The sequence below is a fragment of the Streptomyces erythrochromogenes genome (assembly GCF_036170895.1).
GTDB lineage: Bacteria > Actinomycetota > Actinomycetes > Streptomycetales > Streptomycetaceae > Streptomyces > Streptomyces erythrochromogenes.
In genome coordinates, this window is record NZ_CP108036.1 from 5,023,897 (window position 1) to 5,048,991 (window position 25,095).

The following is a 25,095-nucleotide window of genomic DNA, read 5'->3' on the forward strand; positions in this document are numbered from 1 at the left end:
GCGCCTCCGGCCATGCCCGTGCTCCACACCACCAGGCGGGACGTCCGCCTCCTCCTGGTCCTGCTCGCGGCGACCGCGCTGCACACGGTGCCCGCGGCCCCGTCGGCGGCCGCCGACGAACCGGGCTGGACCGCCGAGCCCGCCGCCGGAACGGCCGCGGCCCGGCCCGGCGGCACCCGCCCGTACTTCTACCTGGAGGGCGCCCCCGCCGCCGTGCTGGAGGACCGCCTCGCCCTGACCAACACCACCGACCAGGAACGCACCGTCACCCTGCGCGGGGCCGACGCCTACAACACCGCCGACGGCGCCTTCGCGGTGCGCCCGGCCGCTCCAACCCCCCGTGCGGGCGGCGCCGGTTCCTGGTTCAGCTTCGGCGCCGGGGCCACCGTGAAGATCCCGCCCCGCACCCGCGCGGTGGTCCCCTTCACCGTCACCGTGCCTCCGACGTCACCGCCCGGCGACCACCCCGCCGCCGTGATCGCCGCCGAAGCGGGCCGGGAGGCCGGCGTACGGGTCCACCTGCGGGTCAGCGGCCCCACCCTGGCCGCCCTCACCGTCGAGGACGTCGCCGTACGGGGCCGGGGCGCGGCCGCGGTCGTCTCCTACACCCTGGTCAACCGCGGCAACGTCGCCCTCGCCCCCGAGCTGGACATCCGCGCCGAGGGCGCCTTCGGCGAGGTCACGGGCCGCGGCCCGCGGGCCGTGCCGGTCGAACTGCTCCCCGGCCAGCGGGTCGAGCTGACCGAGCCCTGGCCCGGCGCCCCGGTCCTCGACCGGGTCCGGGTCACCGTCACCGTGACCGCCCCCGGCGGCGCCGAGGCCGCAGCGTCCGCCTCCGCCTGGTTCGTGCCGTGGCGGGCCGCCGGCTGGACGGGCCTCGGCCTGCTCGGCCTCGGCGGGACGGCGTTCGCCGCGCTGTTCCTCGTACGCGGCCGGCGCCTGCGGCGGGGGCCGGCGGCCGGCGGGGCCGACGGCGGCCCCTCCGGGAGACCCGGAGCGACGAGCCCTGCACCGGAACACGAACTGACGGGAGCCTCCAGGTGAGCGCCAAGGTCGGCGGCAAGGTCGGCGGCACGTTCGGCGGTACCGCCCGGTCCCTCCTGGTGGGGCTGGCGGCGTGCGCCCTCGCACTCATCCCCGCGGTCCCGTCCGCCGCGGACGAGGGCAAACCCACCGTGGCCCTCTCCCTCCAGGAGGCCGCCAAGGGCACCGAGATCACCGTCACGGGCACCGGCTGGCGGGCCAAGACCCTGGTGATGCTGCTCGTCTGCGGGCAGAACATGATCGGCGGCACCAACAGCTGCGCCAACGCCGACGGGGCGGCCGTCTCCGTCGCCGAGGACGGGCGCTTCGCGGCCCAGCTGCCGGTCGCGGCGCCGCCGAAACCCTGCCCCTGCATCGTCAACGTCACCTCCGTCAACGGCGACCGGTCCACCGTCGCCGTCCCCCTGAAGATCACCGACCATCCGGTGGCCGAGCTGCCCGCCGAATCCGGCACGGGCCGCCTCGCGATGCTCACCGGGGTCCGGCTGGAGGGCGAGGACGGGGTCCTGACCTGGTTCGGCGCCCCGCCCGCCCGGAAGTTCAAGGTCACCGTCGGCAACCTCGGCACGGCCCCCGTCAAGGACCCCGTCTTCCAGCTCGGCACCGCCCACGGCGTGTTCGCACCGCTGTGGGAGGAGGCCCGCTGGAAGGGGTCCATCCCGCCCGGCGGCAAGGCGGAGGTCGCGCTCGACGTCACCCTCCCCGCGGGCGCCCACGGCGACTACACGCTCTCCCTGAAGTACGGCGAGACGGTCGTGGCCACCCAGCCCTGGGGCGTGGCCCGCCCGTACGGGGTGCTGCTCTTCTGGGGCCTGCTCCTCGTGGTGATCCCCGCCGCGGTCTTCCGCATCGGCATGGCCGTCGTCGACAGGGTCCGGCCGCGCACCGGGCACGGCGCCGGACGCCACCGGGGCGTACGTCCCGCCGAGGCCGCGGCGGCCGTCACCGCCCGGCTGCCCCGGCTCCCGGCCTCCCGCCCGGCCGCGTCGGCCGCCCGTAAGGAGCGGTCGGCCGAGCCCCCTGCTACCACCACGGCGGTCCTGCCGTGGTTCACCCCGGACAGCGCGCCGGAGACAGCACCACAGACGTCCGCACCGTCTGAGAACCGTTCGACGACGAAGGGACCATCGTGAAGAACCGACGGAGGGTGAGCGCGGCCCTGGTCGCGCTGCTGCTCGGCGGCGCGGGCCTCGCCATCACGGCTCCTACCGCCCAGGCCGCCGAGGCCACGTTCAAGGTCAAGTGCGTGCCGCCGGCCGGCGGCGGCTCCCCGGTGGAGGGCGAGACCACGGCCAAGGTCACCGCGCCGGCCACGGCCAAGGTCGGCGACGAGGTCGACGTGTCCTGGGAGACGGTCAAGCCGGCCTCGAACAACACGGACCTGATGGACATCCCGCAGGACTCCGTCCAGCCCACCGGCTGGATCACCGTGGGCGGCGGTGGCGGGGAGCTGAAGGTCGTCGGGGAGAAGAAGAACCCGCCGATCCCCAAGAAGGCCCCCATGCAGATGTCCACGATGAAGGGCAAGCTGAAGCTCACCAAGGCCGGCAAGATCACCCTGACCCCCGGCAAGTACGACGTCGCCGTGTCCTTCTCCTTCGGCACCTTCGTCACCAAGTGCGCGCCGGTCGGCGAGGTCAAGGGCGGCGCCACCATCGACGTGTCGGGCGGCTCCAGCGGCGGTACGACCACGGGTGGCACCACCACGGGCGGCACGACGACCGGAGGCACGACCACGGGCGGCTCCACGACCGGCGGTTCCACCACGGGCGGCTCCACGGCCTCGGGCGGCAGCGGCGGCGGAGGCGGCCAGACCGACTTCCCGGGCAAGGCCGTCGAGGTGGCCTTCGACTGCGGAGCGGTCGTCCCGGGCGGCATCAAGACCCCGGTCACGATCAACGCCAAGAAGAACGGCGGCAGCTACGACCTCACCGTCAAGACCGCCAAGGGCGCGATGGCGGCGCCCATGGCCCTGCCCGCCGGAGCCCTCAAGCCCTCGATGGACGTCAAGCTCGGCGGGGCGGACAGCGGCACGGTCAAGGTCTCCGGCCCGGCCAACGCCGAGCCGATCCCGGACAAGGCCCCGGTCAGCCTCAGCGACATGACCGGCACCTACAAGCCCGGCAAGTCCGGCAAGGTGACGCTCAGCCCGGACCAGCTGACGATCGACGTCACGATGGCCCCCGGCTCCACGCCGATCAACGTCCCCTGCAAGGCGACGAGCAGCGGCGTCTCGCTGGAACTGGACACCACCGCCCAGCCGGGCGGCTCCGGCTCCTCCACCAGCACCACCGGCAGCACCGCCTCGGGCGGCCTCGCCGACACCGGCGCGGAGGACGAGGGCGGCATCAAGGCCCTCGCCCTCGTCGCCGGCACGGTGATCCTGCTCGGCGGCGCGGTGTTCACCTTCACCCCGTGGCGCCGCCTGCGCGGCACCCGCTGACACGGGAACGGCCCGGCACACCTTCCGGTGTGCCGGGCCGTCCTTCCGCCGGAGCGGAACGGGTCAGTTCATGCCGCCCATCAGCGCGTTGACCTTCTTGCGGTACATGAAGATCGCGACACCGGCGAGCACGGCGGCGAACGCCTGGAAGAGGATCACGCCGACACCGTTCAGCTGGACCTCGGCCAGGCCGAGCAGACCGGTGATGCAGTCACCGGCGGTGACGGCCAGGAACCAGACACCCATCATCTGGGAGCCGTACTTCTGCGGCGCCATCTTCGTGGTGACCGAGAGGCCGACCGGGGAGAGGCACAGCTCGGCGAGCGTGTGCATCAGGAAGATGAGCACCAGCCACCACATGGTGACCTTGGTGTCGTTGCCGGCGGTCTGGCTCAGCGGGATGGCGAAGACGAAGAACGAGGCGCCGACGATGATCAGGGCCACCGAGAACTTCACGATGGTGCTGGGCTCGCGGTTGCGGCGGGCCAGCGCCACCCACGCGGCGGCGAACACCGGGGCCAGGGCCACCACGAAGAGCGGGTTCAGCGACTGGAAGATGGTGGTCGGGACTTCCCAGCCGAACAGGCTGCGCTCGGAGCTCTTGTCACCGAACAGCGAGAGGGTCGAACCGCCCTGGTCGTAGATCATCCAGAAGACGGCGGCGGCCACGAAGAACCAGATGTAGGCGCTCATCCGGGTCTGCTCGCCCGGGGTCAGGTCCTTGTCCCGCTTGATGCGGGTGAGGACGGCGACCGGAATGATCAGACCGGCGATGGTGATCGGGTACAGCGCCCACTTGATGGTGAACATGTCCGCCGCGACCACGGCACCGTAGAAGACGGCGACGACGGCGAGGACGGCCAGGGCCTTGGTGATCACGGCCTTGCGCTCGGCCGGGCTCAGCGGGTTCGGGACGACGCTGCTCTTCGGGCTCAGGGTGCGGCCGGCGAGCAGGAAGATGACCAGGCCGACGCCCATGCCGACGGCGGCGAGGAAGAAGCCCAGGTGCCAGTTGATCGTCTCGCCGATGGTGCCGATGGCGATCGGCGCCGCGAAGGCACCCACGTTGATGCCGATGTAGAAGATCGTGAAGCCGCTGTCACGGCGCGGGTCGTCCGCGTCCTTGTACAGGTGGCCGACCATCGTGGAGATGTTGGCCTTCAGCAGACCGGAGCCGACCGCGACCAGCAGCAGGCCGACGAAGAACGCGAGCTGGCCGGGAACGGCGAGCGCCACGTGGCCCGCCATGATCACGAAGCTGGCGATGGCGACGGTCTTGCGGGCGCCCCAGACACGGTCACCGAACCAGCCGCCGGGCATGGCCATCAGGTAGACCATGGCCACGTACACGGAGTAGATCGCCGTGGCCGTCGCCGCGGTGAAGCCGAGGCCGCCGCCCTGGCTGCCGGTCGCGGCGTCGACGCCGCCGGAGACCAGGTACAGAACGAGAAGCGCACGCATGCCGTAGTAGGAGAAGCGCTCCCACATCTCGGTCATGAACAGCGTGGCCAGGCCGATCGGGTGGCCGAGGACGGTCTTCTCGTGAGCGGGGCTCGGTGAGGCCGTCGTCAGGCTGGAAGCCATGGTCGATCCTTGCTTGCTCGGGACGCTTCGGCTTCGTGAGCTCATCCGCGCCCGGTGGGGGGTGGCCGGCACCGGCGGACGGAGTCCCACCCCACGCCTCGGGGTCTCGCCCCCTTCGAACAGGGGGTGACGGGAATCCGCAACCGGGATCCACGCCCACCCGCGCACCATCACGCGAGGGGCCCGGCCAACAGGTCATTCACTGTCGTCAAGGCCGGCCGGGTCAGTCCTCGTTAAGGCTGCCCGTCCGGTTCCGGACAGAAATAGAGACCTATGTGCTGTTTTTCGGCACAAAGGTCCCTGAGGTATTGCATCAGGCGTCTCGCCACCATACGACACGACACTGCGGCATATGAAAGGACTTGAGAGATGGATCACAAGGTGAGTCGGGAACCGTTCGACCATATTCGAAGGCGCTTAGTAGTCCATAAACCCAGATCGGAAGGGGTCTGCAGGCAGGCCTCTCGATTCAGTCGCCGCGGACTACCATCACCCACATGACGCGTGTACTGCTCGCCGAGGACGACGCATCCATCTCGGAACCCCTGGCCCGCGCCCTGCGCCGGGAGGGCTACGAGGTCGAGGTCCGGGAGGACGGCCCCACCGCCCTGGACGCGGGACTCCAGGGAGGCGTCGACCTCGTCGTCCTCGACCTGGGACTGCCGGGCATGGACGGACTCGAGGTCGCCCGCCGGCTGCGCGCCGAGGGCCACGGCTTCCCGATCCTGGTCCTCACCGCCCGGGCCGACGAGGTCGACACGGTCGTCGGCCTGGACGCGGGCGCCGACGACTACGTGACCAAGCCCTTCCGCCTGGCCGAGCTCCTGGCCCGGGTCCGGGCCCTGCTCCGGCGCGGAGCCACCGAGGCCGCCCAGCCGCCCGCCACCCACGGCGTGCGGATCGACGTCGAGTCGCACCGCGCCTGGATGGGCGAGGAGGAGCTCCAGCTCACGGCCAAGGAGTTCGACCTGCTGCGCGTCCTGGTGCGCGACGCCGGCCGGGTCGTCACCCGCGACCAGCTCATGCGCGAGGTCTGGGACACCACCTGGTGGTCCTCCACCAAGACCCTCGACATGCACATCTCCTGGCTGCGCAAGAAGCTGGGCGACGACGCCGCCAACCCCCGCTACATCGCCACCGTCCGCGGCGTCGGCTTCCGCTTCGAGAAGAGCTGATCCCCAGCCCATGCGCCGCCGCCTCATCCAGTCCACGCTCGCCGTGGTGCTCGTGGTGATCGCCGTCTTCGGGGTCTCCCTCGTCATCGTGGAGACCCGGACCATCACCAGCAGCGCCCAGGACCGGGTCGAGTCCGAGGCGCTGCGGCTGGTGAGCGTCGTCGAGGCGAACGTCCTGGAGAAGAAGCCGACCGACCCCTCCGCCCTCGCCGAACTGCTCGACGCCGGGCACTACGCGCGGATCACGATCCCCGGTCAGCCGGCCGTCGAGGTGGGCGCGTCGATCCCCGACAGCGTCGTACGCGGCACCGCGCGCGGCGAGCAGGGCGAAATCGTCGTCGTGGAGGAGGCCCGCTCCACCGTGACCAGGGAGGTCGTGCGGACCCTGGCCGTGGTCGGCGCGGTGGCCCTGCTGGCCGTCGTGGCGGCCGTACTGCTCGCCGTACGGCAGGCGAACCGGCTGGCCTCCCCGCTCACCGACCTCGCCGAGACCGCCGAGCGGCTCGGCTCGGGCGACCCGCGGCCCCGGCACAAGCGGTACGGGGTTCCCGAGCTGGACCGGGTCGCGGACGTGCTGGACTCCAGCGCCGAGCGGATCGGCCGGATGCTCACCGCCGAGCGGCGCCTCGCCGCCGACGCCTCCCACCAGCTGCGCACCCCGCTCACGGCGCTGTCGATGCGGCTGGAGGAGATCACGGTCACCGACGACCTGGAGACCGTGCGGGAGGAGGCGACGATCGCCCTGACCCAGGTGGAGCGGCTCACGGACGTCGTGCAGCGACTGCTCACGAACTCGCGGGACCCGCGCACGGGCTCCGCGGTCCCCTTCGACCTCGACGAGGTCGTCAAACAGCAGGTGGAGGAGTGGCGGCCGGCCTACCGCAGCGCGGGCCGGGCCATCGTGCGCTCCGGGAAGCAGGGGGTACGGGCCGTCGGCACCCCCGGCGCGGTCTCCCAGGTCCTGGCCACCCTCGTGGAGAACGCCCTCATGCACGGCGGCGGCACCGTCGCCCTGCGCACCCGGGTGATCGGCAACCAGGCGGTGCTGGAGGTCACGGACGAGGGACCGGGCGTCCCGCCCGACCTCGGCAACCGGATCTTCGAGCGGGCCATCAGCGGCCGGAACTCCACCGGCATCGGCCTCGCGGTCGCCCGCGACCTCGCGGAGGCGGACGGCGGCCGTCTGGAGCTGCTCCAGACGCAGCCCCCGGTGTTCGCGCTGTTCCTCAGCCGTACGGCCCCGGAGCCGGCGGACCGGGAGAAGACGGTCCGCTAGTTGTTCGCGGGCTCCGGCTCGGGCAGCGGCTCGGGCCTGCGCTCCGGCCGGGGCAGCGGCGCCGGGTCCGGCACCGGTTCGGTGGCCGCGGGCGGGGCGACCGGCGGCAGGGCCTTGAAGACCCAGGTCCGGTACGACCAGAAGCGGAAGACGGTGGCCGTGCCGATGCCGATGAACTTGAAGACGTTGCTCGCCAGCGGGCCGTCCCAGCCGAAGCCGTAGGTGGCGGTGTACAGCACGCCGTTCTCGATGACCAGGCCGATCGCGCTGAAGCCGGCGAAGAGGGCCATCTCGCGGGTACGGCCGCTCTGGGCGCGGTCCCGGTAGGCGAAGTAGCGGAAGCCGAGGTAGTTCGTGGCGATGGCCACAACCGTGGCGATCACGCTCGCCCGCACCACCTGGAGATCGGTGGTGTGGCGGATCAGGTTGAAGACACCCAGGTTGACCAGGACCCCCAGGCCGCCGACCGCCCCGAACTTGGCCACCTCGCGCACGAGGCCGCGTACGCGTTCGAGGACCGATCCGCCCTGCGTGGTCATCAGTAGGCCAGTCCCGTCGGTCGCCGCCCCCGTACGGGGCGTCCGGTGTTGTCCGTCAACCCACCCATGCTAAGTCTCCCCCCTGTGCTCCGTCTGTGCCTTCCGGCACCCTGCGACGCACGGCACACCGGGGGATCGCGCCACACCCCTCCCAGGGCCACGTCCGGATGGCGGAATACCGGCGGATACCCTGGAGAGGTGACGTTCCCGGTAGTCGGCATGGTCGGCGGCGGTCAGCTCGCCCGCATGACCCACGAGGCGGGTATCCCCCTCGGCATCAGATTCAAGCTCCTCAGTGACACACCACAGGACTCGGCGGCCCAGGTCGTGAGCGATGTCGTCATCGGCGACTATCGCGACCTGGAGACGTTGCGCGCCTTCGCGCGCGGCTGTGACGTGATCACCTTCGACCACGAGCATGTACCCACGGAGCACCTGCGGGCCCTGGAAGCGGACGGCATCCCCGTCCGCCCGGGGCCCGACGCGTTGGTACACGCCCAGGACAAGGGGGTGATGCGCGCCAAGCTCGACGAGATCGGCGCACCCAGCCCCCGCCACCGGATCGTGAGCGATCCGGACGACGTGACCGCCTTCGCGGACGAGGTGGGCGGGTTCCCCGTCATCCTCAAGACCGTACGCGGCGGCTACGACGGCAAGGGGGTGTGGTTCGTCCGCACCCCGCAGGACGCCGAGGCCCCGTTCAAGGCGGGCGTCCCGGTCCTCGCCGAGGAGAAGGTGGACTTCGTCCGCGAGCTCGCGGCGAACATCGTCCGCTCCCCGCACGGGCAGGCGGTCGCCTACCCCGTCGTCGAGTCCCGCCAGGTGGACGGGGTCTGCGACACGGTGATCGCTCCCGCCCCGGACCTCTCCGAGGAGCTGGGGGGCGAGGCCCAGGCCCTCGCCCTGCGCATCGCGCAGGAACTCGGCGTGACCGGCCACCTGGCCGTGGAGCTGTTCGAGACCACCGACGGCCGGATCCTCGTCAACGAACTGGCGATGCGTCCGCACAACAGCGGTCACTGGACCCAGGACGGGGCCGTGACCTCCCAGTTCGCCAACCACGTGCGTGCGGTCCTGGACCTTCCGCTGGGCGACCCGCGCCCCCGCGCCAGGTGGACCGTCATGGCGAACGTGCTGGGCGGGGACTACCCCGACATGTACGCGGCCTACCTGCACTGCATGGCCCACGACCCCCAGCTGAAGATCCACATGTACGGCAAGGACGTGAAACACGGTCGCAAGGTCGGCCACGTCAACACCTACGGCGACGACCTGGACGATGTGCTGGAGCGCGCACGCCACGCCGCCGACTACCTCAGAGGAACGGTCACGGAATGAGCACCACCGCCGCAGGACCTGTCATCGGCATCGTCATGGGGTCCGACTCGGACTGGCCCGTGATGGAGGCCGCCGCCCAGGCCCTCGACGAGTTCGAGATCCCCTACGAGGTCGACGTCGTCTCCGCCCACCGGATGCCGCGCGAGATGATCGAGTACGGGGAGCAGGCCGCCGGGCGCGGCCTGAAGGCGATCATCGCGGGCGCGGGCGGAGCCGCCCACCTGCCCGGCATGCTCGCCTCGGTCACCCCGCTGCCGGTCATCGGCGTGCCGGTGCCGCTGAAGTACCTCGACGGCATGGACTCCCTGATGTCGATCGTCCAGATGCCGGCGGGGGTCCCCGTCGCCACCGTCTCGGTCGCCGGGGCGCGCAACGCCGGCCTGCTGGCCGTACGGATGCTGGCCGCCCACGACACGGAGCTGCTGGCCCGGATGCGCGACTTCCAGCAGGAGCTCAACGACCAGGCCACCGAGAAGGGCAAGCGGCTGCGTACGAAGGTCGCGAACGCGGAGTCCTTCGGGTTCGGCAAGTGAGCGCGGCGCAGCGTCTGGCGGAGGCGCGCGAGCTACTGGCCGAGCACCCCGTCGTGGACGGTCACAACGACCTGCCCTGGGCGCTGCGCCAGCAGGTGCGCTACGACCTGGCGCAGCGGGACATCGCGGGCGACCAGTCCGCACACCTGCACACCGACATCCCCCGGCTGCGCGCCGGGGGTGTCGGGGCCCAGTTCTGGTCCGTGTACGTACGCTCCGACTTCGCGGGCGACGAGGCGGTCAGCGCCACCCTGGAGCAGATCGACGCCGTCGCCCAGCTGATCGACCGCTACCCCGGCGACCTCGTGCGGGCGCTGACGGCGGACGACATGGAGCAGGCCCGCGCCACCGGCCGGATCGCCTCGCTGATGGGTGCCGAGGGCGGCCACTCCATCAACAACTCGCTCGCCACGCTGCGCGCCCTGCACCGGCTGGGCGTGCGGTACATGACGCTCACGCACAACGACAACATCGACTGGGCGGACTCGGCGACCGACGAGCCCCGCCACGGCGGCCTGACCGACTTCGGCCGCGAGGTCGTCCGCGAGATGAACCGCGTCGGCATGCTGGTGGACCTCTCGCACGTCGCCGCGACGACGATGCGGGACGCCATCGCCGTCTCGGCCGCGCCGGTGGTCTTCTCGCACTCCTCGGCGCGAGCGGTCTGCGACCACCCGCGCAACATCCCCGACGACGTGCTGGCGCTGCTGCCGGCCAACGGCGGGGTGGCGATGGCGACCTTCGTCCCGAAGTTCATCCTGCCGGCGGCGGTGGAATGGACCCTTGCCGCGGACGAGAACCTGCGGGCGCACGGCTTCCACCACCTCGACACCACCCCCGAGGCGATGGCCCTGCACCGGGCGTTCGAGGCGGACCGCCCGCGGCCGGTGGCCACGGCCGCCACGGTGGCCGACCACCTGGACCACATGCGGGAAGTGGCCGGGGTCGACCACATCGGCATCGGCGGCGACTACGACGGCACGGCCTTCACCCCGTCCGGCCTGGACGACGTGGCGGGCTATCCGAACCTGGTCGCGGAACTCCTGGCGCGCGGCTGGTCCAAGGCGGACCTGGCCAAGCTGACCTGGTCCAACGCGGTCCGCGCGCTGCGCGACGCGGAAGCGGTGGCCCGCGACCTGTCGGCGACCCGGGGCCCGTCGAACGCGGTGATCTAGGGGCGGGCACGGCGGAAGCGCTGGTCCGGCGGGTGTGGTGACGCGGTGTGACCGCGGTTCACTCGAACGCCACACCTGCCGGGCGGCTGCGCCGCACCGCGTGTCACGGTGGCACCAGCTCTCCCTGCTGCCGCCGAGACCGGAGCGAACGCCATGGCCGACCTGCAGGATGAACCCCACTCCGTGGGCATCGGGGCCCCGGACCTCCAGGCCCCCGCCGGACCCGAGACGAAGGCGAGCGCCCTCGAACGGGCCGCCGCGCTGCTGTCCGTCCACCCCGTCGCCGACGGGTGCAACACCCTGGTCTGGACCCTGCGCCAGAGCCCGTACCACGACATCGAAACCCCCGACGCGGGCGTCGACACCGACATCCCGCGCCTGCGCGCCGGGGGAGTGGGGGCCCAGTTCTGGTCCCTGCTCGTGCCGCCGCAGGCCCGGCCCCACGAGGACGCGGCCGGCGACCGGGTGGTTTCCGACACCCTGGAACAGATCGACGCGGCACTGACCCTGGTCCGCCGCTATCCCGACAGCCTGCGCCTCGCGCTCAGCGCCGACGACATGGCGGACGCCCGCAACCGCGGCCGGATCGCCTCGTTCCTCGGCCCCGTACCGGGCCGGACGCTGACCGATTCGCTGGGCGCGCTGCGCGCCTTCCACGCGCTCGGCGTACGGGTCCTCGCGCCCGCGGGCGCGCCCTGGGCGCAGGAGGCGCTGACGGCCTTCGGCCACGAGGTGGTGCACGAGGCGAACCGGCTGGCGATCCTGCTGGACCTCACGGGCTGCGAGCCGGCGGTCGCCCGCCAGCTCGCGGGCGCCTCGAAGGCCCCGGTGATCATCTCGAACACGGCGGCCGCCGCGCTGAACCCGCATCCGGGGAACGTGCCCGACGAGGTGCTGGTCGCGCTGCGCGAGGCGAACGGCCTCGCGATGGTCACCTTCGACAGCGCGCGCACCGGGGACTCCCTGCACGCGGTGGCGGACCACCTCGACCACGTACGGGCGGTCGCGGGCCCGGAGGGCGTCGGACTCGGCGCGACCTTCGGCGCCGAGCCGCCGGGCCCCCGCCCGACCGGCCTGACCGACCCCTCGGGCTACCCGCGGCTGATCGCGGAACTCCTGGACCGCGGCTGGCCCGAATCCGACCTGGCCCTGCTGACCTGGGGCAACGCCCTCCGCGTGGTCCGCGACGCAGAATTCACCGCCCGCCGCCGGTCCAGCCCCGCCGGCGCTTGAGGCGCAGGGTCCGGGGCGGAGCCCCGGGTCCTTTCGCCTTTGCCGAGCCCTCCGCAGGGGTCAGGCCCGGGGCCGCCCCATCGCCCGGTACGTCCAGCCGGCGGCACGCCACCGCACCGGGTCCAGCGCGTTGCGGCCGTCCAGTACGAGCCGGTCGGTCACGACGGAGGCGAGCTCCGCCGGGTCGAGGTCGCGGAACTCGCGCCACTCGGTGAGGTGGAGGACCACCTCCGCGCCGCGGGCCGCCGCGAGCGCGGAGTCCGCGTACCCGAGGGTCGGGAAGACCTGCCGGGCGTTGTCCATGCCCTTGGGGTCGTAGACGGTCACCTGGCCGCCCTGGAGGTGGATCTGGCCCGCCACGTTCAGGGCGGGCGAGTCCCGTACGTCGTCCGAGTCCGGCTTGAAGGTGGCGCCGAGCACGGCGACCCGCTTGCCGAGGAAGGACCCGCCCACGGCCTCGCGGGCGAGCTCGACCATGTGCCCGCGCCGCCGCATGTTGATGGAGTCGACCTCGCGCAGGAAGGTCAGGGCCTGGTCCGCGCCGAGCTCGCCCGCGCGCGCCATGAAGGCCCGGATGTCCTTCGGCAGGCAGCCGCCGCCGAAGCCGATCCCGGCGCGCAGGAACTTCGCGCCGATCCGCTCGTCGTAGCCGATGGCCTCCGCCAGCTTGACCACGTCACCGCCGGCGGCCTCGCAGACCTCCGCCATCGCGTTGATGAAGGAGATCTTGGTGGCGAGGAAGGAATTGGCTGCGGTCTTGACGAGCTCGGACGTCGGGAAGTCCGTGACGACCAGCGGCGACCCCTCGGACATGGGGGTCTCGTACACCTCGCGCAGCAGCTTCTCGCCGCGCTCGCCCTGGACGCCGATCACGATCCGGTCGGGGTGCAGGGTGTCCTGCACGGCGAAGCCCTCCCGCAGGAACTCCGGATTCCAGGCCAGCTCCACGCCGTCGCCCGCCGGGGACAGCTCCACCAGCTTCTCCGCCAGCCGCTGCGCCGAGCCCACCGGCACCGTGGACTTGCCGACGACCAGGACCGGCCGCGTCAGGTGCGGGGCCAGCGAGGCCATCGCGGAGTCGACGTAGGACATGTCGCAGGCGTACTCGCCGTGCTTCTGCGGGGTGTTCACGCAGACGAAGTGGACGTCGCCGAAGGCGCCGACCTCCTCGTAGGAGGTCGTGAACCGCAGCCGCCCGGTCGAGCCCGGCAGCCCGGCCACGTGCTTGGCCAGCAGTTCCTCCAGCCCGGGCTCGTACATCGGCACCCGGCCCGCGGCCAGCATCTCGATCTTCTCGGGCACCACGTCCAGCCCCAGCACCTCGAAGCCCAGCTCCGCCATCGCCGCGGCGTGGGTCGCGCCGAGGTAGCCGGTGCCGATCACAGTGATCCTGAGGGGGGCCATGGGTGCTCCAGAGGTGCGGGGCCGTTTGCGGCCACTGAGCATAGTCGGGCCGACACGCGGGGACGTTCCCCAGGAGCACCGTCTCTGTCACGCAGCTCACGTGGCCCGTCCATATCGCCATCCGTGACCGGGACACTAAGCTTGGGTTACTTAACGGTAGTTAGCATCACGTATCGCGTGTCACCCTGGGGAGTGAGAGATCTTGGCGGGTTCTGCCGACTTCGACCTGTACCGCCCGGCCGAGGAGCACGACATGCTCCGCGAGTCGGTCCGCTCGCTCGCCGAGGCGAAGATCCTGCCGTTCGCAGCCGCGGTCGACGAGGAGTCCCGCTTCCCGCAGGAGGCCCTGGACGCGCTGGTCGCCAACGACCTGCACGCCGTCCACGTGCCCGAGATCTACGGCGGTGCGGGCGCCGACGCCCTCGCCACCGTGATCGTGATCGAGGAAGTGGCCCGCGTCTGCGCCTCCTCCTCCCTGATCCCGGCCGTGAACAAGCTCGGCTCCCTCCCGGTGATCCTCTCCGGCTCCGAGGAGCTCAAGGCCAAGTACCTCGGCCCGCTCGCCAAGGGCGACGCGATGTTCTCGTACGCCCTCTCCGAGCCGGACGCGGGCTCCGACGCCGCCGGCATGAAGACCCGCGCCGTGCGCGACGGGGACTTCTGGGTGCTCAACGGCGTCAAGCGCTGGATCACCAACGCGGGCGTCTCCGAGTACTACACGGTCATGGCCGTCACCGACCCGGAGAAGCGCTCCAAGGGCATCAGCGCCTTCGTCGTCGAGAAGTCCGACGAGGGCGTCTCCTTCGGCGCCCCGGAGAAGAAGCTCGGCATCAAGGGCTCCCCGACGCGCGAGGTCTACCTCGACAACGTCCGGATCCCGGCCGACCGCATGATCGGCGCCGAGGGCACCGGCTTCGCCACCGCGATGAAGACCCTCGACCACACCCGCATCACGATCGCCGCCCAGGCGCTCGGCATCGCGCAGGGCGCCCTGGACTACGCCAAGGGCTACGTCCAGGAGCGCAAGCAGTTCGGCAAGCCGATCGGCGACTTCCAGGGCGTGCAGTTCATGCTCGCGGACATGGCCATGAAGATCGAGGCCGCCCGCCAGCTCACGTACTCGGCCGCCGCCAAGTCCGAGCGCGTCGACGGCGACCTGACCTTCTTCGGTGCCGCGGCCAAGTGCTTCGCCTCCGACGTGGCCATGGAGGTCACCACGGACGCCGTCCAGCTCCTCGGCGGCTACGGCTACACCCGCGACTACCCGGTCGAGCGCATGATGCGCGACGCCAAGATCACGCAGATCTACGAGGGCACGAACCAGGTCCAGCGGATCGTCATGGCCCGCAACCTGCCGTAGCCGCAAGGCTCCGGCCTGCGCGAACCAGGACGACCCCCGGCCCCGGCCGGGGGTCGTCCTGTAAGAGATCCGCCGACAGCGGACCGCCGGCCCGGCGTGCGGCCGCCGGGTTCGTCCCGGTACGGGACGGGGGCGGCAGGCGGGGCCTCCGGCGCCCCGGGCGGCAACTGCCCGGCCACGCCGCCCCGTTCGCCTCCTGGTAGCGCGAACGCCCGGTCATTTCATGACATACCGAGCGCAGTACCCGTACGGTGCGCGCGCCGGTCGACACATCCGGCACCGGCCTCCGGGCGTCCCCGGATGGGCTAAATTTGGACCTTCGTACGCCGGAATCGGTTGGGGAGAACGCAATGACGGAAGCGATCCTGCTGGTCGGCGGACAGGGGACACGGCTGCGTCCCGTGACGGTGAACACGCCCAAGCCGATGGTCCCCACGGCTGGCGTCCCGTTCCTCGCCCACCAGATAGCCAGGGCCGCCGCCGCCGGTGTCACGCACATCGTCATGGCCACCTGCTACCTCGCCGAGGTCTTCGAGCCCTACTTCGGGGACGGTTCCGACTTCGGCCTCAGTCTGGAGTACGTGGTCGAGGACGAGCCCCTCGGGACCGGCGGCGCCATCCGCAACGCCGGGCAGCGCCTGACCGGCGGCCCCGACTCCTCCGTCCTCGTCTTCAACGGCGACATCCTCACGGGCCTGGACATCCGCGGCCTCGTGGAGGCCCACGAGGCGGCCGACGCCGACGTCTCCCTGCACCTGGTGCGGGTCGAGGACCCGCGCGCCTTCGGCCTCGTCCCCACCGACCCCGACGGGCGGGTGCTGGCCTTCACCGAGAAGCCGCAGACACCCGAAGAGATCATCACCGACCAGATCAACGCCGGCTGCTACGTCTTCCGCCGCAGCGTCATCGACTCCATCCCGGCCGGCCGCCCGGTCTCCGTCGAGCGCGAGACCTTCCCGGGCCTGCTCGCCTCCGGGGCCACGCTGCACGGAGTCACCGAGAACACCTACTGGATGGACCTCGGCAAGCCCGAGTCCATCATCCAGGCCTCCGCCGACCTCGTCCGCGGCGTCGTCCCCTCCCCGGCCGTACCGGGCCGCCGGGGCGAGTCCCTGGTGCTGCCCGGTGCGCAGGTCGCCGCCGGGGCCAAGCTGTCGGGCGGCACCGTCGTCGGCGCCGGCGCCCGGATCGAGGCCGGCGCGGTCGTCCAGGGCTCCATCGTGCTCGACGACGCGGTCATCGGCCCCGACGCGCAGGTGAACGCCAGCCTGATCGGCGCCCGCGCCTCCGTGGGCGCGCGGACCGTGCTGGACGGCACCGTCGTCGGCGACGGCGCCTCCGTGGGCGCCGACAACGAACTGCGGGCCGGCGCCCGGGTGTGGTGCGAGGCGGAACTGCCCGCCGCCGTCATCCGCTTCTCCCCGGACGCCTGAATCCCGGTCCGGGGAGGCGGGGAGGCCGCGGGGGGCGGGGAGGCCGCCGCCGCGGTCAGTTGCCGCGGACGGTGACCTTCTCGTCGTTCTGGATCTCCTTCACCAGCTGCTGCACCTTCGCCTTGTCCCAGACGAGGTTGCCGCCGCGCTGCCCGGAGATCGGCATGTTCATCGACACGCCGTCACCACCGTTGACGCCCTTCATCGCGAAGAACATCTGGCCCATGTCGTACAGGCCCATGTCCTTGTCGACGATGAGGGTGTCCAGGCCGGCACCGAGCATCGGGTAGAGCGCGAAGGGGTTCAGGATCGTCGAGGGGGTAGCGGCCTGGTTGGCGAGCGCCGCCAGGAACTTCTGCTGGTTCTTCGTCCGCTGGAGGTCCGACTCGGCGAAGGCGTACCGGGTCCGCACGAAGGCCAGCGACTGCTCGCCGTTCAGCGTCTGCTTGCCCGCCTTGAAGTCGGCGCCCGACTTCTCGTCCTTGAAGCCCTCTTCGATGTCGAGCTCCACGCCGCCCAGCGCGTCCACGATGTTCGCGAAGCCGGCGAAGCCGATCTCCGCGTAGTGGTCGATGCGCAGGCCCGTGTTGTGCTCGACCGTCCGCACCAGCAGCTCGGGGCCGTCCTCCGCGTACGCCGCGTTCAGCTTGACCCGCCGCCCCTGCGCGGGGAACTTCTTGCCGGACTGGGAGCCGACGAAGGAGGGGATCTCCACGTCCGAGTCGCGCGGCAGCGAGATCATGGTGTTCCCGCTGGAGCACTTCGCCAGGATCATCATCGAGTCGGTCCGCTTGCCCTCGGCCGAGCCCGTGTGGAGCTTCTTCTTCTCCTCGTCGGACATGCCCTCACGGCTGTCCGAGCCCACGATCAGGTACGTCGTGCAGTCGCCCTCCTTCGGCCGTTCGATGACCTTGGAGAGGTCCACCTCGCGGCGCACCTTGGAGTCGGCCCAGAAGTAGGTGGAGACGGACGTCACAAGGAGCGCGGAGACCAGGACGATCGAGCCGACCTTGATGCGCTTGCGCCAGTCCGGGGCCGGACCGGGCGCCCGCCCGGGGCCGCCGGGGCCCGACGGCCCGCCGGGACCCTGAGGCCGGCCCGGGGCGCCGCCCGAGGGCGCGCCGTAGACCTGGCCGGTGTTGTAGCCGCTGTCGTAACCGCCGTAGGTGTCGTGGCCGCCCGCCTGCTGCGGGGGGACGCCGGGCGCGGGCACGGGCCCCGCCGGGCGTTGCGGCCGCGGGGGCTGCACGGGCTGCGGGGGCCGCGGCGGCTGCTGGGGCTGCCGCTGGATGTGCCGCATCCGCTGCACACCTTCGGGCTGCGGACGCGCGCTGCCGCGTCCGTAGGCGTCGTCACGACCTTCTGGCCAGTCATTCATGCGCCCAAGGATGCCTGCCCGGGCGGTGCCTCCGACAGCCCGGGGGAGGTTCCGTACCGGTGCTGTTGCAGAGCTGATGCCTCCGGGACCCAACTAAGGTGTCCGTATGACACAGATACCGGGCGAGCTGCCCGGGAAGCCGACCGCCGCCTCCCGGACGACCCTCAGCCACATCATGACCGCCAACGACACCAACCTCCTGGGAACGGTGCACGGTGGCGTCATCATGAAGCTGGTCGACGACGCCGCCGGCGCCGTGGCGGGCCGTCACTCCGGCGGTGCGGCCGTCACCGCCTCCATGGACGAGATGGCCTTCCTCGCACCCGTGCGCGTGGGCGACCTCGTGCACGTGAAGGCACAGTGCAACTGGACCGGTCGCTCCTCCATGGAGATCGGCGTACGCGTCCTCGCCGAGCGGTGGAACGAGTCCACCCCCGCCACCCAGGTCGGCAGCGCCTACCTCGTCTTCACCGCGGTGGACTCCGAGGGCAAGCCCCGCCAGGTCCCGCCGGTGCTCCCGGAGACGGAGCAGGACGAGCGGCGCTACCAGGAGGCCCAGATCCGCCGCACCCACCGGCTCGCCCGCCGCCAGGCCATCATGGCCCTGCGCGAGGAGCGCGCCGCCCAGGGCTTCGACGACTGAGTCGGCCCGCACAGGGGCCCGTACGGCTCGTACGGGCCTCAGTTCCCGCAGACCACCTGGTCGCCGCTGACGACCCCGAAGGCGCCCTGGTACGGGTCCTCCGCGCGCACCGGCACCACCTTGCGGTAGTCGGCGCCCGCGATCACCGTGACGGTCCGACCCTGCCCCGCGACCGCCCGCAGCTCACTGCCGGGCAGCGCGGTCGCCACCGACCGCGCGGAGCGGTCCCAGCGCGGGTCGTACGTGATCACCGTGCGCTTGACGTCGCGGCTCGCGCCGTTGCCCGGGGCCCGCGTGGTGTCGAAACCCGTGGCGCGCAGCGCGGAGTCGACGCGCCCGCCCAGCCCGTCGATCCGGGTCCCGTTCTCCACCTGGATCCGGACCTGCGCGGGGGGCACGTCCACCGGCACCGCCGTGGGCCGGCCGGCGGCGGCCCTCCCGGGCCGGGCCGGGGCCAGCGGGCGGTCCTCGCGCAGCGCCTCGAAGAGCTTGGCCGCCTTCGGCTCGTCCCACTTCACGGTGGACCCGATGCCCTTGACGCGGAACGAGGGGCTGCCGATGGGCACCGAGGCGAACTCGGAGGAGGAGGGGGTGAAGTCCCGCATCGCCTGACCGAGCGCCAGCATCTGCTCCGAGCCGAAGCCCTTGTCGGCGCGGACCGAGCCGAGCAGGGTGGAACTGAGCTCCTTGAACTTGACGGGGTTCAGCAGTACTCCGCCGCCGGTCGCCTGCTTGATCAGGGCGGCGACGAACCGCTGCTGGCGCTGCATGCGGCCGAGGTCGGAGGCGCCGTCGACGTGGCGCGAGCGCACGTACTGCAGGGCCTGGCCGCCGGTCAGCCGGTGGGTGCCGGGCAGCAGATCGAGGCCGGTGTTCGGGTCGCGCATGGTCTTGGCGGTGCAGATCTCCACCCCGCCCATCGCGTCGACCGTCTTCATGAAGCTGGTGAAGTCGACCTCCAGATAGTGGTCGATCTTCACCCGGGTCATGTTCTCGACCGTCCGCACGGTGAGGTTGGGCCCGCCCTCCGCGTAGGCCGCGTTCAGTTTCACGGGGTGCGCCTTGTGCGCCTTCCCGGTGACGAGGTCGCGGTGCGCGGGCACCTCGGCGTAGCTGTCGCGGGGCAGGCTGACGACGCTCGCCCGCTCCTTGTCCGCCGACAGGTGCACCAGCATGATCGTGTCCGTGCAGCGGCAGGGCGCCCCGCCCAGGCGGTACTCCCGCTTCTCCTCGGGGCTGATCTTCTCCCGGCCGTCCGTGCCCACGAGCAGGAAGTTGATGCCGTGTCCGGCCTGCGGGCGGTTCTTCATGTCCTTGAACGGGTCCACCCGCTCGATCCCTGTGTCCAGGCCGGTCATCACGGCGTGCCCGATGGCCCCGGAGCCCAGCACCGCCACCGACAGCCCGGCCGCGATCCGCACCCCCCAGCGGGGCCGCCCCTCCCGGTGCCGGGCCGGTCCGCCTCCGCCGCCGCGCCGCACGCGCTGCGGCCGGGGCGGCCCGGTCGGACGGATGGGACGGTGCGGCTGGGGCACGGGGGACACCTCCGCGGGAGCACAGGGATACCGGTCGAAGGACGGGGCCGGCCCTCATGCAGCGCAGCCGGCTGATTCGACAGAACAGTAGGCCCATACGATCAGCCGCTGTCCGTACCGATCACTCGGCGCGCACCCGGTTCCCCCGTACGCGGTAACGTGACACCGATACCCGACCTTGAAGGACCACATGCCCGCCCAGCAGCCCGCAGTCTCGGTGATCATGCCGGTGCTCGATGAGGAGCACTACCTCCGCGAGTCCGTCCGCCACATCCTGGAACAGGAGTATGCGGGCGAGATGGAGGTGGTGATCGCACTCGGGCCGTCCACGGACCGTACCGACGAGATCGCCGCCGAACTCGTCGCCGAGGATCCCCGAGTCCATACCGTCCCGAACCCCACCGGCCGGACCCCGGCGGCGCTCAACGCCGCCATCAAGGCCTCGCGTCACCCGATCGTGGTACGCGTCGACGGCCACGGCATGCTCTCGCCGAACTACATCGCCACCGCCGTCCGCCTGCTGGAGGAGACCGGTGCGCAGAACGTCGGCGGGATCATGCACGCCGAAGGCGAGAACGCCTGGGAAGAGGCCGTCGCCGCCGCGATGACCTCCAAGATCGGCGTCGGCAACGCCCCCTTCCACACCGGCGGCCAGGCCGGCCCGGCCGAGACCGTCTACCTCGGCGTCTTCCGCCGCGAGGCGCTGGAACAGCAGGGCGGATACAACGAGGAGTTCATCCGCGCCCAGGACTGGGAGCTGAACTTCCGCATCCGCGAAGCCGGCGGACTGATCTGGTTCTCGCCCGAGCTGAAGGTCCAGTACCGCCCGCGGCGCTCCGTCAAGGCGCTGGCCAAGCAGTACAAGGACTACGGCCGGTGGCGGCACGTGGTGGCCCGCTACCACTCGGGCTCGATCAACATGCGCTACCTGGCCCCGCCGACCCTCGTCTGCGCGATCGCCGCGGGCGTGGTCGTGGGCGCGACCGTCACCCCGCTGGGCTTCGCCGTCCCGGCCGGCTACCTCGCGGCCATCGCCGCGGGTTCCGTCCCGGCGGGCAAGGGGCTGTCGTTGAAGGCCCGGGCGCAGATCCCCGTCGCCCTGGCGACCATGCACCTGTCCTGGGGCTTCGGCTTCCTGACCAGCCCGCGCGCCCTGGCGAACAAGCTCATCGCGAGCCGCCGCCCGGCCGTGGTGCCCGGCGTCCCGCAGGTCTGAGACGTACGAAGGGGCCCGGCGCGGAAGCTGCGTTCGATCGCAGTCTCCGGGCCGGGCCCCTTTCGTGCGCCTGCTACCAGGTGAAGCCGGGCTGGATCGGCATGCAGGCCTGGTCGTTGTCGCCGTTGAGCGCGTGGGCGGAGTCCGGCGCCTTGGTCGGGGCGGCCGGCGGCGGGGTCGGCGTGCCGCCGGTCCGCCAGTCCTTGCCGACGAACACGACGATCCCGGCGACCTGGTCGGACTTCTGCACCGAGCCTGCGGGCAGACCGAGGGCGGTGGCCACGGCGGCCGCGTCGGCCGCCTGGGCGTCGGTGGCGTAGCGGATCACCGAGGTGTCCTCGGCGCCCGTCTGGGTGTCGGCGACGACCTTGGTGAAGCCCTTGCCGGTCAGCAGCGCGGCGACCTCGCTGGCGCGGCCCTTCACCTTGGCCTCGGTGCCGTCCTTGCCCCCGGTCGAGTTGCGGACGGTGACCGCGATCTTCGCGGGGGGTGCGGCCGTGGCGGCGGCCGTCGGGGCCGTGGTCGGCTGCTGCTGGGCCGGGGCGGACGGCGAGGCCGGTGCCCCCGGGGTCGCGGAGGCCGCCGGGGAGGCCGAACCCTGGCCGTCCAGGGCGATGTCCTCACGGACCATCCTGAACAGGTCCTCGGCCTCGCCCGGCTTGGGCTCGACACGACCGTCCAGGCCGGGCTTGGTGCTGTAGATCCACGGCATGGTGGTCATGGTGATCCGGCCCGGCGGGACCTTCTTCAGCTCCATGCTGAGGTCGAACAGCTTGTCGATCTTGTTCAGGCCGGTGTCCACGACCATGGCCTCGATCGCCGCCTGGGCCAGGCTGTTGAGCTTGACCGGGTTGCTGAGCTTGGCGTTCTTGCGGAACTCCCGGGCCATCGAGTTCATGTACTGGTGCTGGGCGTGGGTGCGGCCGATGTCGGTGCCGTCCTCGAAGCCGTAGCGGGTTCGCAGCCACTGCAGGGCCGTCTCGCCCTGGATGACGCTCGTGCCCTTGGGCAGCTTCAGGCCGGAGCCCTTGCCGTCCCGGGTGCGGGAGTGCACGTTCTGCTCGACGCAGACCGGGACGCCGCCGATGGCGTCGGCCATCCGGACCACGCCCTTGAAGTCGATCATCATGAAGTGATCGATGGGGATCTTGGTCAGCTCGGACCAGGCGGCGACCGTGCAGCCGGGTCCGCCGCGCTGGATCGACTCGTTCGTCTGGACGAGGCCCTTGCTGGCCGGGTGCACCTTGCCGCCCGGCTCGGTGCACTTGGGCATCATCAGCATCGTGTCGCGCGGCATCGAGACCACGGACATGTTGCTGCGGTCCGCCGACAGGTGCAGCAGCATCTGGACGTCCGCGAGCGGCGGGCCGTCGAAGGTGTCCGTGGCCCCGCCGAGGGCCTGGTTCTCCGCGTCGTTGCGCGCGTCGGAACCGATCAGCAGGATGTTCAGCGGGGTCTGCCCGAAGGCGTTGGGCTTGGAACCGCCCAGTTTGTTCTCGCCGAGGTTCAGCGCGTCCGTCTGGATGCTGCCGTTCAGGTGCCGGTAGTAGAGGTAGCCGGCCGCCGCCGTCCCGAGTATGAGCAGGGACAGGACGGAGGAGACCCAGCGCAGTACGCGCCTGCGGCCCCGCCTGGGAGGGCGGGCGCCGCCGGTCCTGCGGGCCGACCTCGAACCGCCCCGCGGGCCGGGCACCGTGCCGGGCGCGCCCGCCCCGCCGCCGGGTATCTCCCCGTCGGCCTGGGCGCTCGCCCCCTCCTCCCGCACGTCGCTGTGCCTCACGCGCATCCCCCTCAAGGTCCTTCTCGGTCGTTGGTGTGCCGGGGTGACCGGACACGTGCCGCTACTTGGCGCAGACGGCCTTGTCGGCCTGGGCCTGCTGGACGTCCTTGGGCAGCTCCTGCGGCACCGGCGGCGCCAGCGGGGTGCCCGGCTTCTGGAAGTCCGGACCCAGAGTCAGCTTCATCGGGGCCTTCGCCGCCGCGTCCGTCGTCCCCATCTTCAGCGCGGTGACCGGCAGCCCCAGGGCGTCCGCCAGCGCACGGGCCTGGTCGGCCTGGTTGGGCGCGTACTCCAGCTGGGTGGCGTCCACCTTCGACGGTGCGTTGCCCTGGTTGCTGGCCTTGGACATCCCCTTGGTGTTCTGCAGCCAGCCCAGCGTGGTGGAGGCGGCGCCCTTGGGCCCGCCGCCGTTGTAGACGGCCACCCGTACGTCCCCAGCGGGTGCCCGGTTGCCCTGGAGCAGCGCGTCCTGCTTGGCCTTCGCGTCGGCGTCGGCCGCCTCCTTCGCGGCCTGCTCCTTCTTCTCGACCTCCGTGAGCGAGACGTCCCCCCGGATCATCTGCAACAACGGGTCGGCCAGCCGCTGGTCGACCACGACGGTCGCCTTGACCTTCTCGGCCGGGTTGTCGAGCACCGGCAGGGTGGTGAAGGTGATGTTCTTGAGGTCGATGTCCTTCAACTCGCCCGCGAGGTCGGTGAGTTTGTCGATGGAGCCCAGGCCCTGGTCCACCGTCAGCGACTTGGTGGCCGCCTCGGCGAGCGAGAAGAACTTCTTCGGACTGGTCAGCGTCTCCTTGGACTTCATCTCGCGCATCATCGAACCCAGGAACTGCTGCTGGGTCTTGATGCGGTCCAGGTCGCTCTCGTTGCCGAAGGCGTGCCGGGTGCGTACGAAGGCCAGCGCCTGCTCGCCCTCCAGCCGGTGCTCGCCCTGGGGGAGCTTGAGCTTGGAGTCCTCGTCGTCGACGGCCTTCTCCAGGCACACGGGCACGCCGCCGACCGCGGTGCTGAGGGTCTTCACCGCGTTGAAGTCGACCATCATGAAGTTGTCGACCTCTATGCCGGTGAGCTCCTTCACCGTGCGCATGGTGCAGCCCGCGTCGCGGCCCTCCTGGCCCAGGCTGGTGTTGAAGCGCACGCCCTTCGCGCCGCGGACCGTCTTCGTGGTGCCGTCCGGCTGCTTCGTCGGGCAGTCCGGGATGGTGGTGATCAGGTCGCGGGGGATGGACAGCGCGGTGGCGTTGGAGCGGTCCTTGGCGATGTGGAACAGGATCGTGGTGTCGGCGTGGCCGACGCTGTCCTTGTCGCCGTAGCCCTCGTTGCCCGCACCGCTGCGCTTGTCGGTGCCGATGACCAGGATGTTGATGGCCTGGTCCTTCTTGAACCCGCCGGTGCCCGCGCCCGCGATGTCGGTGACGCTGAGGTTGCCGTTCAGGTGGTCGTAGTAGAGGTACGCCGCCGCGGCGCCGCCGACCAGCAGGAGTGCCAGCGTCCCGCTGGTGATCAGCAGGGCCTTCTTGCGGCGTCCGCCACCGCCGCCGCCCTTGCGCGAGCGGCCGCCCCTGCGGCCCCCGGGCGGGGCGTCGCCGCGGCGGGGCCCCGGCACGCCGGGGGAGGGTGCGGTGGGAGCTGCGGGTGCCGCCGAAGATCTGCGGGGCGCGGCGACCTTGGGCCGCTCTCGCGCTGCGGAGTCGTTCAATTGCAGCTCGTAGTGGCCGGTGCGGGGATTGAGCACCCACTGGTCTGCGGGGTCGATCTCTTCCGCCCGCCCACGGCTTTGCGCATCCACGGTTGCTCGAATCCTCCGTCGGGTGCCTCGCGACGCGCCTCCCCAAGGCGCACGGTCAACGATCCGGCTGCTGGTACCCGGTCTCCGGTCCGGCCGGGCACCGGATCGCTCACCTTATCCGTCCTGTTCGGCCGCAAACCATGGTGGTGACAAATTCCACTCCCCTTATAACGGGGTGAAGCGCCCATCCCACTCGGTTCGGTCACCGGCTTTTGGG

General features: G+C 71.6%; 20 protein-coding genes. 13 read left to right on the forward strand and 7 right to left on the reverse strand.

Going from position 1 to position 25,095, the window contains the following annotated elements; translation table 11 throughout:
• Window positions 1-12 precede the first annotated feature (12 nt).
• Genes OHA91_RS23050 through OHA91_RS23060 form a run of 3 tightly spaced genes read left to right on the forward strand, consistent with a single transcriptional unit; the run spans window position 13 to window position 3,487 of the window.
• Window positions 13-1,044, forward strand: coding sequence for a hypothetical protein (locus OHA91_RS23050; protein WP_328739927.1), 1,032 nt, complete (start codon window positions 13-15; stop codon window positions 1,042-1,044).
• Complete coding sequence (locus OHA91_RS23055) at window positions 1,041-2,177, forward strand: hypothetical protein (protein ID WP_408059179.1); 1,137 nt, start codon at window positions 1,041-1,043, stop codon at window positions 2,175-2,177. Before OHA91_RS23050 ends, OHA91_RS23055 begins: the two co-directional genes overlap by 4 nt.
• Window positions 2,174-3,487, forward strand: coding sequence for a hypothetical protein (locus OHA91_RS23060; RefSeq protein ID WP_328739928.1), 1,314 nt, complete (start codon window positions 2,174-2,176; stop codon window positions 3,485-3,487). Before OHA91_RS23055 ends, OHA91_RS23060 begins: the two co-directional genes overlap by 4 nt.
• Window positions 3,488-3,550: 63 nt before the next feature.
• On the opposite strand, the gene OHA91_RS23065 is transcribed toward OHA91_RS23060, so the two are convergent.
• Entirely contained in the window at window positions 3,551-5,071 is a 1,521-nt protein-coding gene (locus OHA91_RS23065; protein WP_031150891.1) for a peptide MFS transporter, read from the reverse strand.
• A 497-nt stretch (window positions 5,072-5,568) separates the two neighbouring features.
• On the opposite strand from OHA91_RS23065, the gene OHA91_RS23070 reads away from it, so the two are divergent.
• Entirely contained in the window at window positions 5,569-6,246 is a 678-nt protein-coding gene (locus OHA91_RS23070; protein WP_030961403.1) for a response regulator transcription factor, read from the forward strand.
• A gap of 10 nt (window positions 6,247-6,256) precedes the next feature.
• Window positions 6,257-7,522: an ATP-binding protein gene (locus OHA91_RS23075; RefSeq protein WP_031150894.1), complete on the forward strand. Its 1,266-nt coding sequence runs from the start codon at window positions 6,257-6,259 to the stop codon at window positions 7,520-7,522.
• On the opposite strand, the gene OHA91_RS23080 is transcribed toward OHA91_RS23075, so the two are convergent.
• Window positions 7,519-8,061: a GtrA family protein gene (locus tag OHA91_RS23080; protein WP_031150896.1), complete on the reverse strand. Its 543-nt coding sequence runs from the start codon at window positions 8,059-8,061 to the stop codon at window positions 7,519-7,521. The genes OHA91_RS23075 and OHA91_RS23080 overlap by 4 nt on opposite strands.
• 66 nt (window positions 8,062-8,127) lie before the next feature.
• Here OHA91_RS23080 and OHA91_RS23085 point away from each other — a divergent pair, with 66 nt between their 5' ends.
• The 4 genes from OHA91_RS23085 (at window position 8,128) to OHA91_RS23100 (ending at window position 12,340) form a co-directional block, all read left to right on the forward strand.
• Window positions 8,128-9,399 carry a 5-(carboxyamino)imidazole ribonucleotide synthase gene (locus tag OHA91_RS23085; protein WP_381700763.1) on the forward strand — a complete coding sequence of 424 codons (1,272 nt, stop codon included), beginning with the start codon at window positions 8,128-8,130 and terminating at the stop codon, window positions 9,397-9,399.
• The gene (purE, locus tag OHA91_RS23090) at window positions 9,396-9,932 is read left to right on the forward strand and encodes a 5-(carboxyamino)imidazole ribonucleotide mutase (RefSeq protein WP_031150900.1); all 537 of its coding nucleotides are present in this window, start codon (window positions 9,396-9,398) and stop codon (window positions 9,930-9,932) included. Before OHA91_RS23085 ends, purE begins: the two co-directional genes overlap by 4 nt.
• On the forward strand, window positions 9,929-11,107 hold the full coding sequence (locus tag OHA91_RS23095) for a dipeptidase (RefSeq protein ID WP_031150902.1): 1,179 nt from the start codon (window positions 9,929-9,931) through the stop codon (window positions 11,105-11,107). Before purE ends, OHA91_RS23095 begins: the two co-directional genes overlap by 4 nt.
• Before the next feature lie 153 nt (window positions 11,108-11,260).
• Window positions 11,261-12,340 carry a membrane dipeptidase gene (locus tag OHA91_RS23100; RefSeq protein WP_031150904.1) on the forward strand — a complete coding sequence of 360 codons (1,080 nt, stop codon included), beginning with the start codon at window positions 11,261-11,263 and terminating at the stop codon, window positions 12,338-12,340.
• A gap of 60 nt (window positions 12,341-12,400) precedes the next feature.
• Here OHA91_RS23100 and OHA91_RS23105 read toward each other — a convergent pair whose 3' ends face one another.
• Entirely contained in the window at window positions 12,401-13,744 is a 1,344-nt protein-coding gene (locus OHA91_RS23105) for a UDP-glucose dehydrogenase family protein (RefSeq protein ID WP_031150906.1), read from the reverse strand.
• 202 nt (window positions 13,745-13,946) lie between these two features.
• Between OHA91_RS23105 and OHA91_RS23110 the strand changes: the two genes are divergently transcribed.
• Window positions 13,947-15,104: an acyl-CoA dehydrogenase family protein gene (locus OHA91_RS23110; protein WP_031150907.1), complete on the forward strand. Its 1,158-nt coding sequence runs from the start codon at window positions 13,947-13,949 to the stop codon at window positions 15,102-15,104.
• 350 nt (window positions 15,105-15,454) lie between these two features.
• Window positions 15,455-16,537, forward strand: coding sequence for a mannose-1-phosphate guanylyltransferase (manB, locus tag OHA91_RS23115; protein WP_328739929.1), 1,083 nt, complete (start codon window positions 15,455-15,457; stop codon window positions 16,535-16,537).
• Window positions 16,538-16,592: 55 nt separating this feature from the next.
• Here manB and OHA91_RS23120 read toward each other — a convergent pair whose 3' ends face one another.
• Window positions 16,593-17,915: an LCP family protein gene (locus OHA91_RS23120; RefSeq protein ID WP_078959281.1), complete on the reverse strand. Its 1,323-nt coding sequence runs from the start codon at window positions 17,913-17,915 to the stop codon at window positions 16,593-16,595.
• Window positions 17,916-18,021: 106 nt separating this feature from the next.
• Between OHA91_RS23120 and OHA91_RS23125 the strand changes: the two genes are divergently transcribed.
• On the forward strand, window positions 18,022-18,558 hold the full coding sequence (locus tag OHA91_RS23125) for an acyl-CoA thioesterase (RefSeq protein ID WP_031150913.1): 537 nt from the start codon (window positions 18,022-18,024) through the stop codon (window positions 18,556-18,558).
• A gap of 38 nt (window positions 18,559-18,596) precedes the next feature.
• On the opposite strand, the gene OHA91_RS23130 is transcribed toward OHA91_RS23125, so the two are convergent.
• Window positions 18,597-20,102 (reverse strand): LCP family protein, encoded by a 1,506-nt coding sequence (locus tag OHA91_RS23130; protein ID WP_456293584.1) that lies wholly within the window; start codon window positions 20,100-20,102, stop codon window positions 18,597-18,599.
• Between the two features lie 181 nt (window positions 20,103-20,283).
• On the opposite strand from OHA91_RS23130, the gene OHA91_RS23135 reads away from it, so the two are divergent.
• The gene (locus tag OHA91_RS23135) at window positions 20,284-21,309 is read left to right on the forward strand and encodes a glycosyltransferase family 2 protein (RefSeq protein ID WP_031150917.1); all 1,026 of its coding nucleotides are present in this window, start codon (window positions 20,284-20,286) and stop codon (window positions 21,307-21,309) included.
• Between the two features lie 73 nt (window positions 21,310-21,382).
• Here the strand turns inward: OHA91_RS23135 and OHA91_RS23140 are convergent, their stop codons facing one another.
• Together OHA91_RS23140 and OHA91_RS23145 are read right to left on the reverse strand one after the other, a co-directional pair.
• Entirely contained in the window at window positions 21,383-23,095 is a 1,713-nt protein-coding gene (locus OHA91_RS23140; RefSeq protein WP_078959282.1) for an LCP family protein, read from the reverse strand.
• 55 nt (window positions 23,096-23,150) lie between these two features.
• Window positions 23,151-24,878 (reverse strand): LCP family protein, encoded by a 1,728-nt coding sequence (locus tag OHA91_RS23145; RefSeq protein WP_031150921.1) that lies wholly within the window; start codon window positions 24,876-24,878, stop codon window positions 23,151-23,153.
• Window positions 24,879-25,095: the final 217 nt, after the last annotated feature.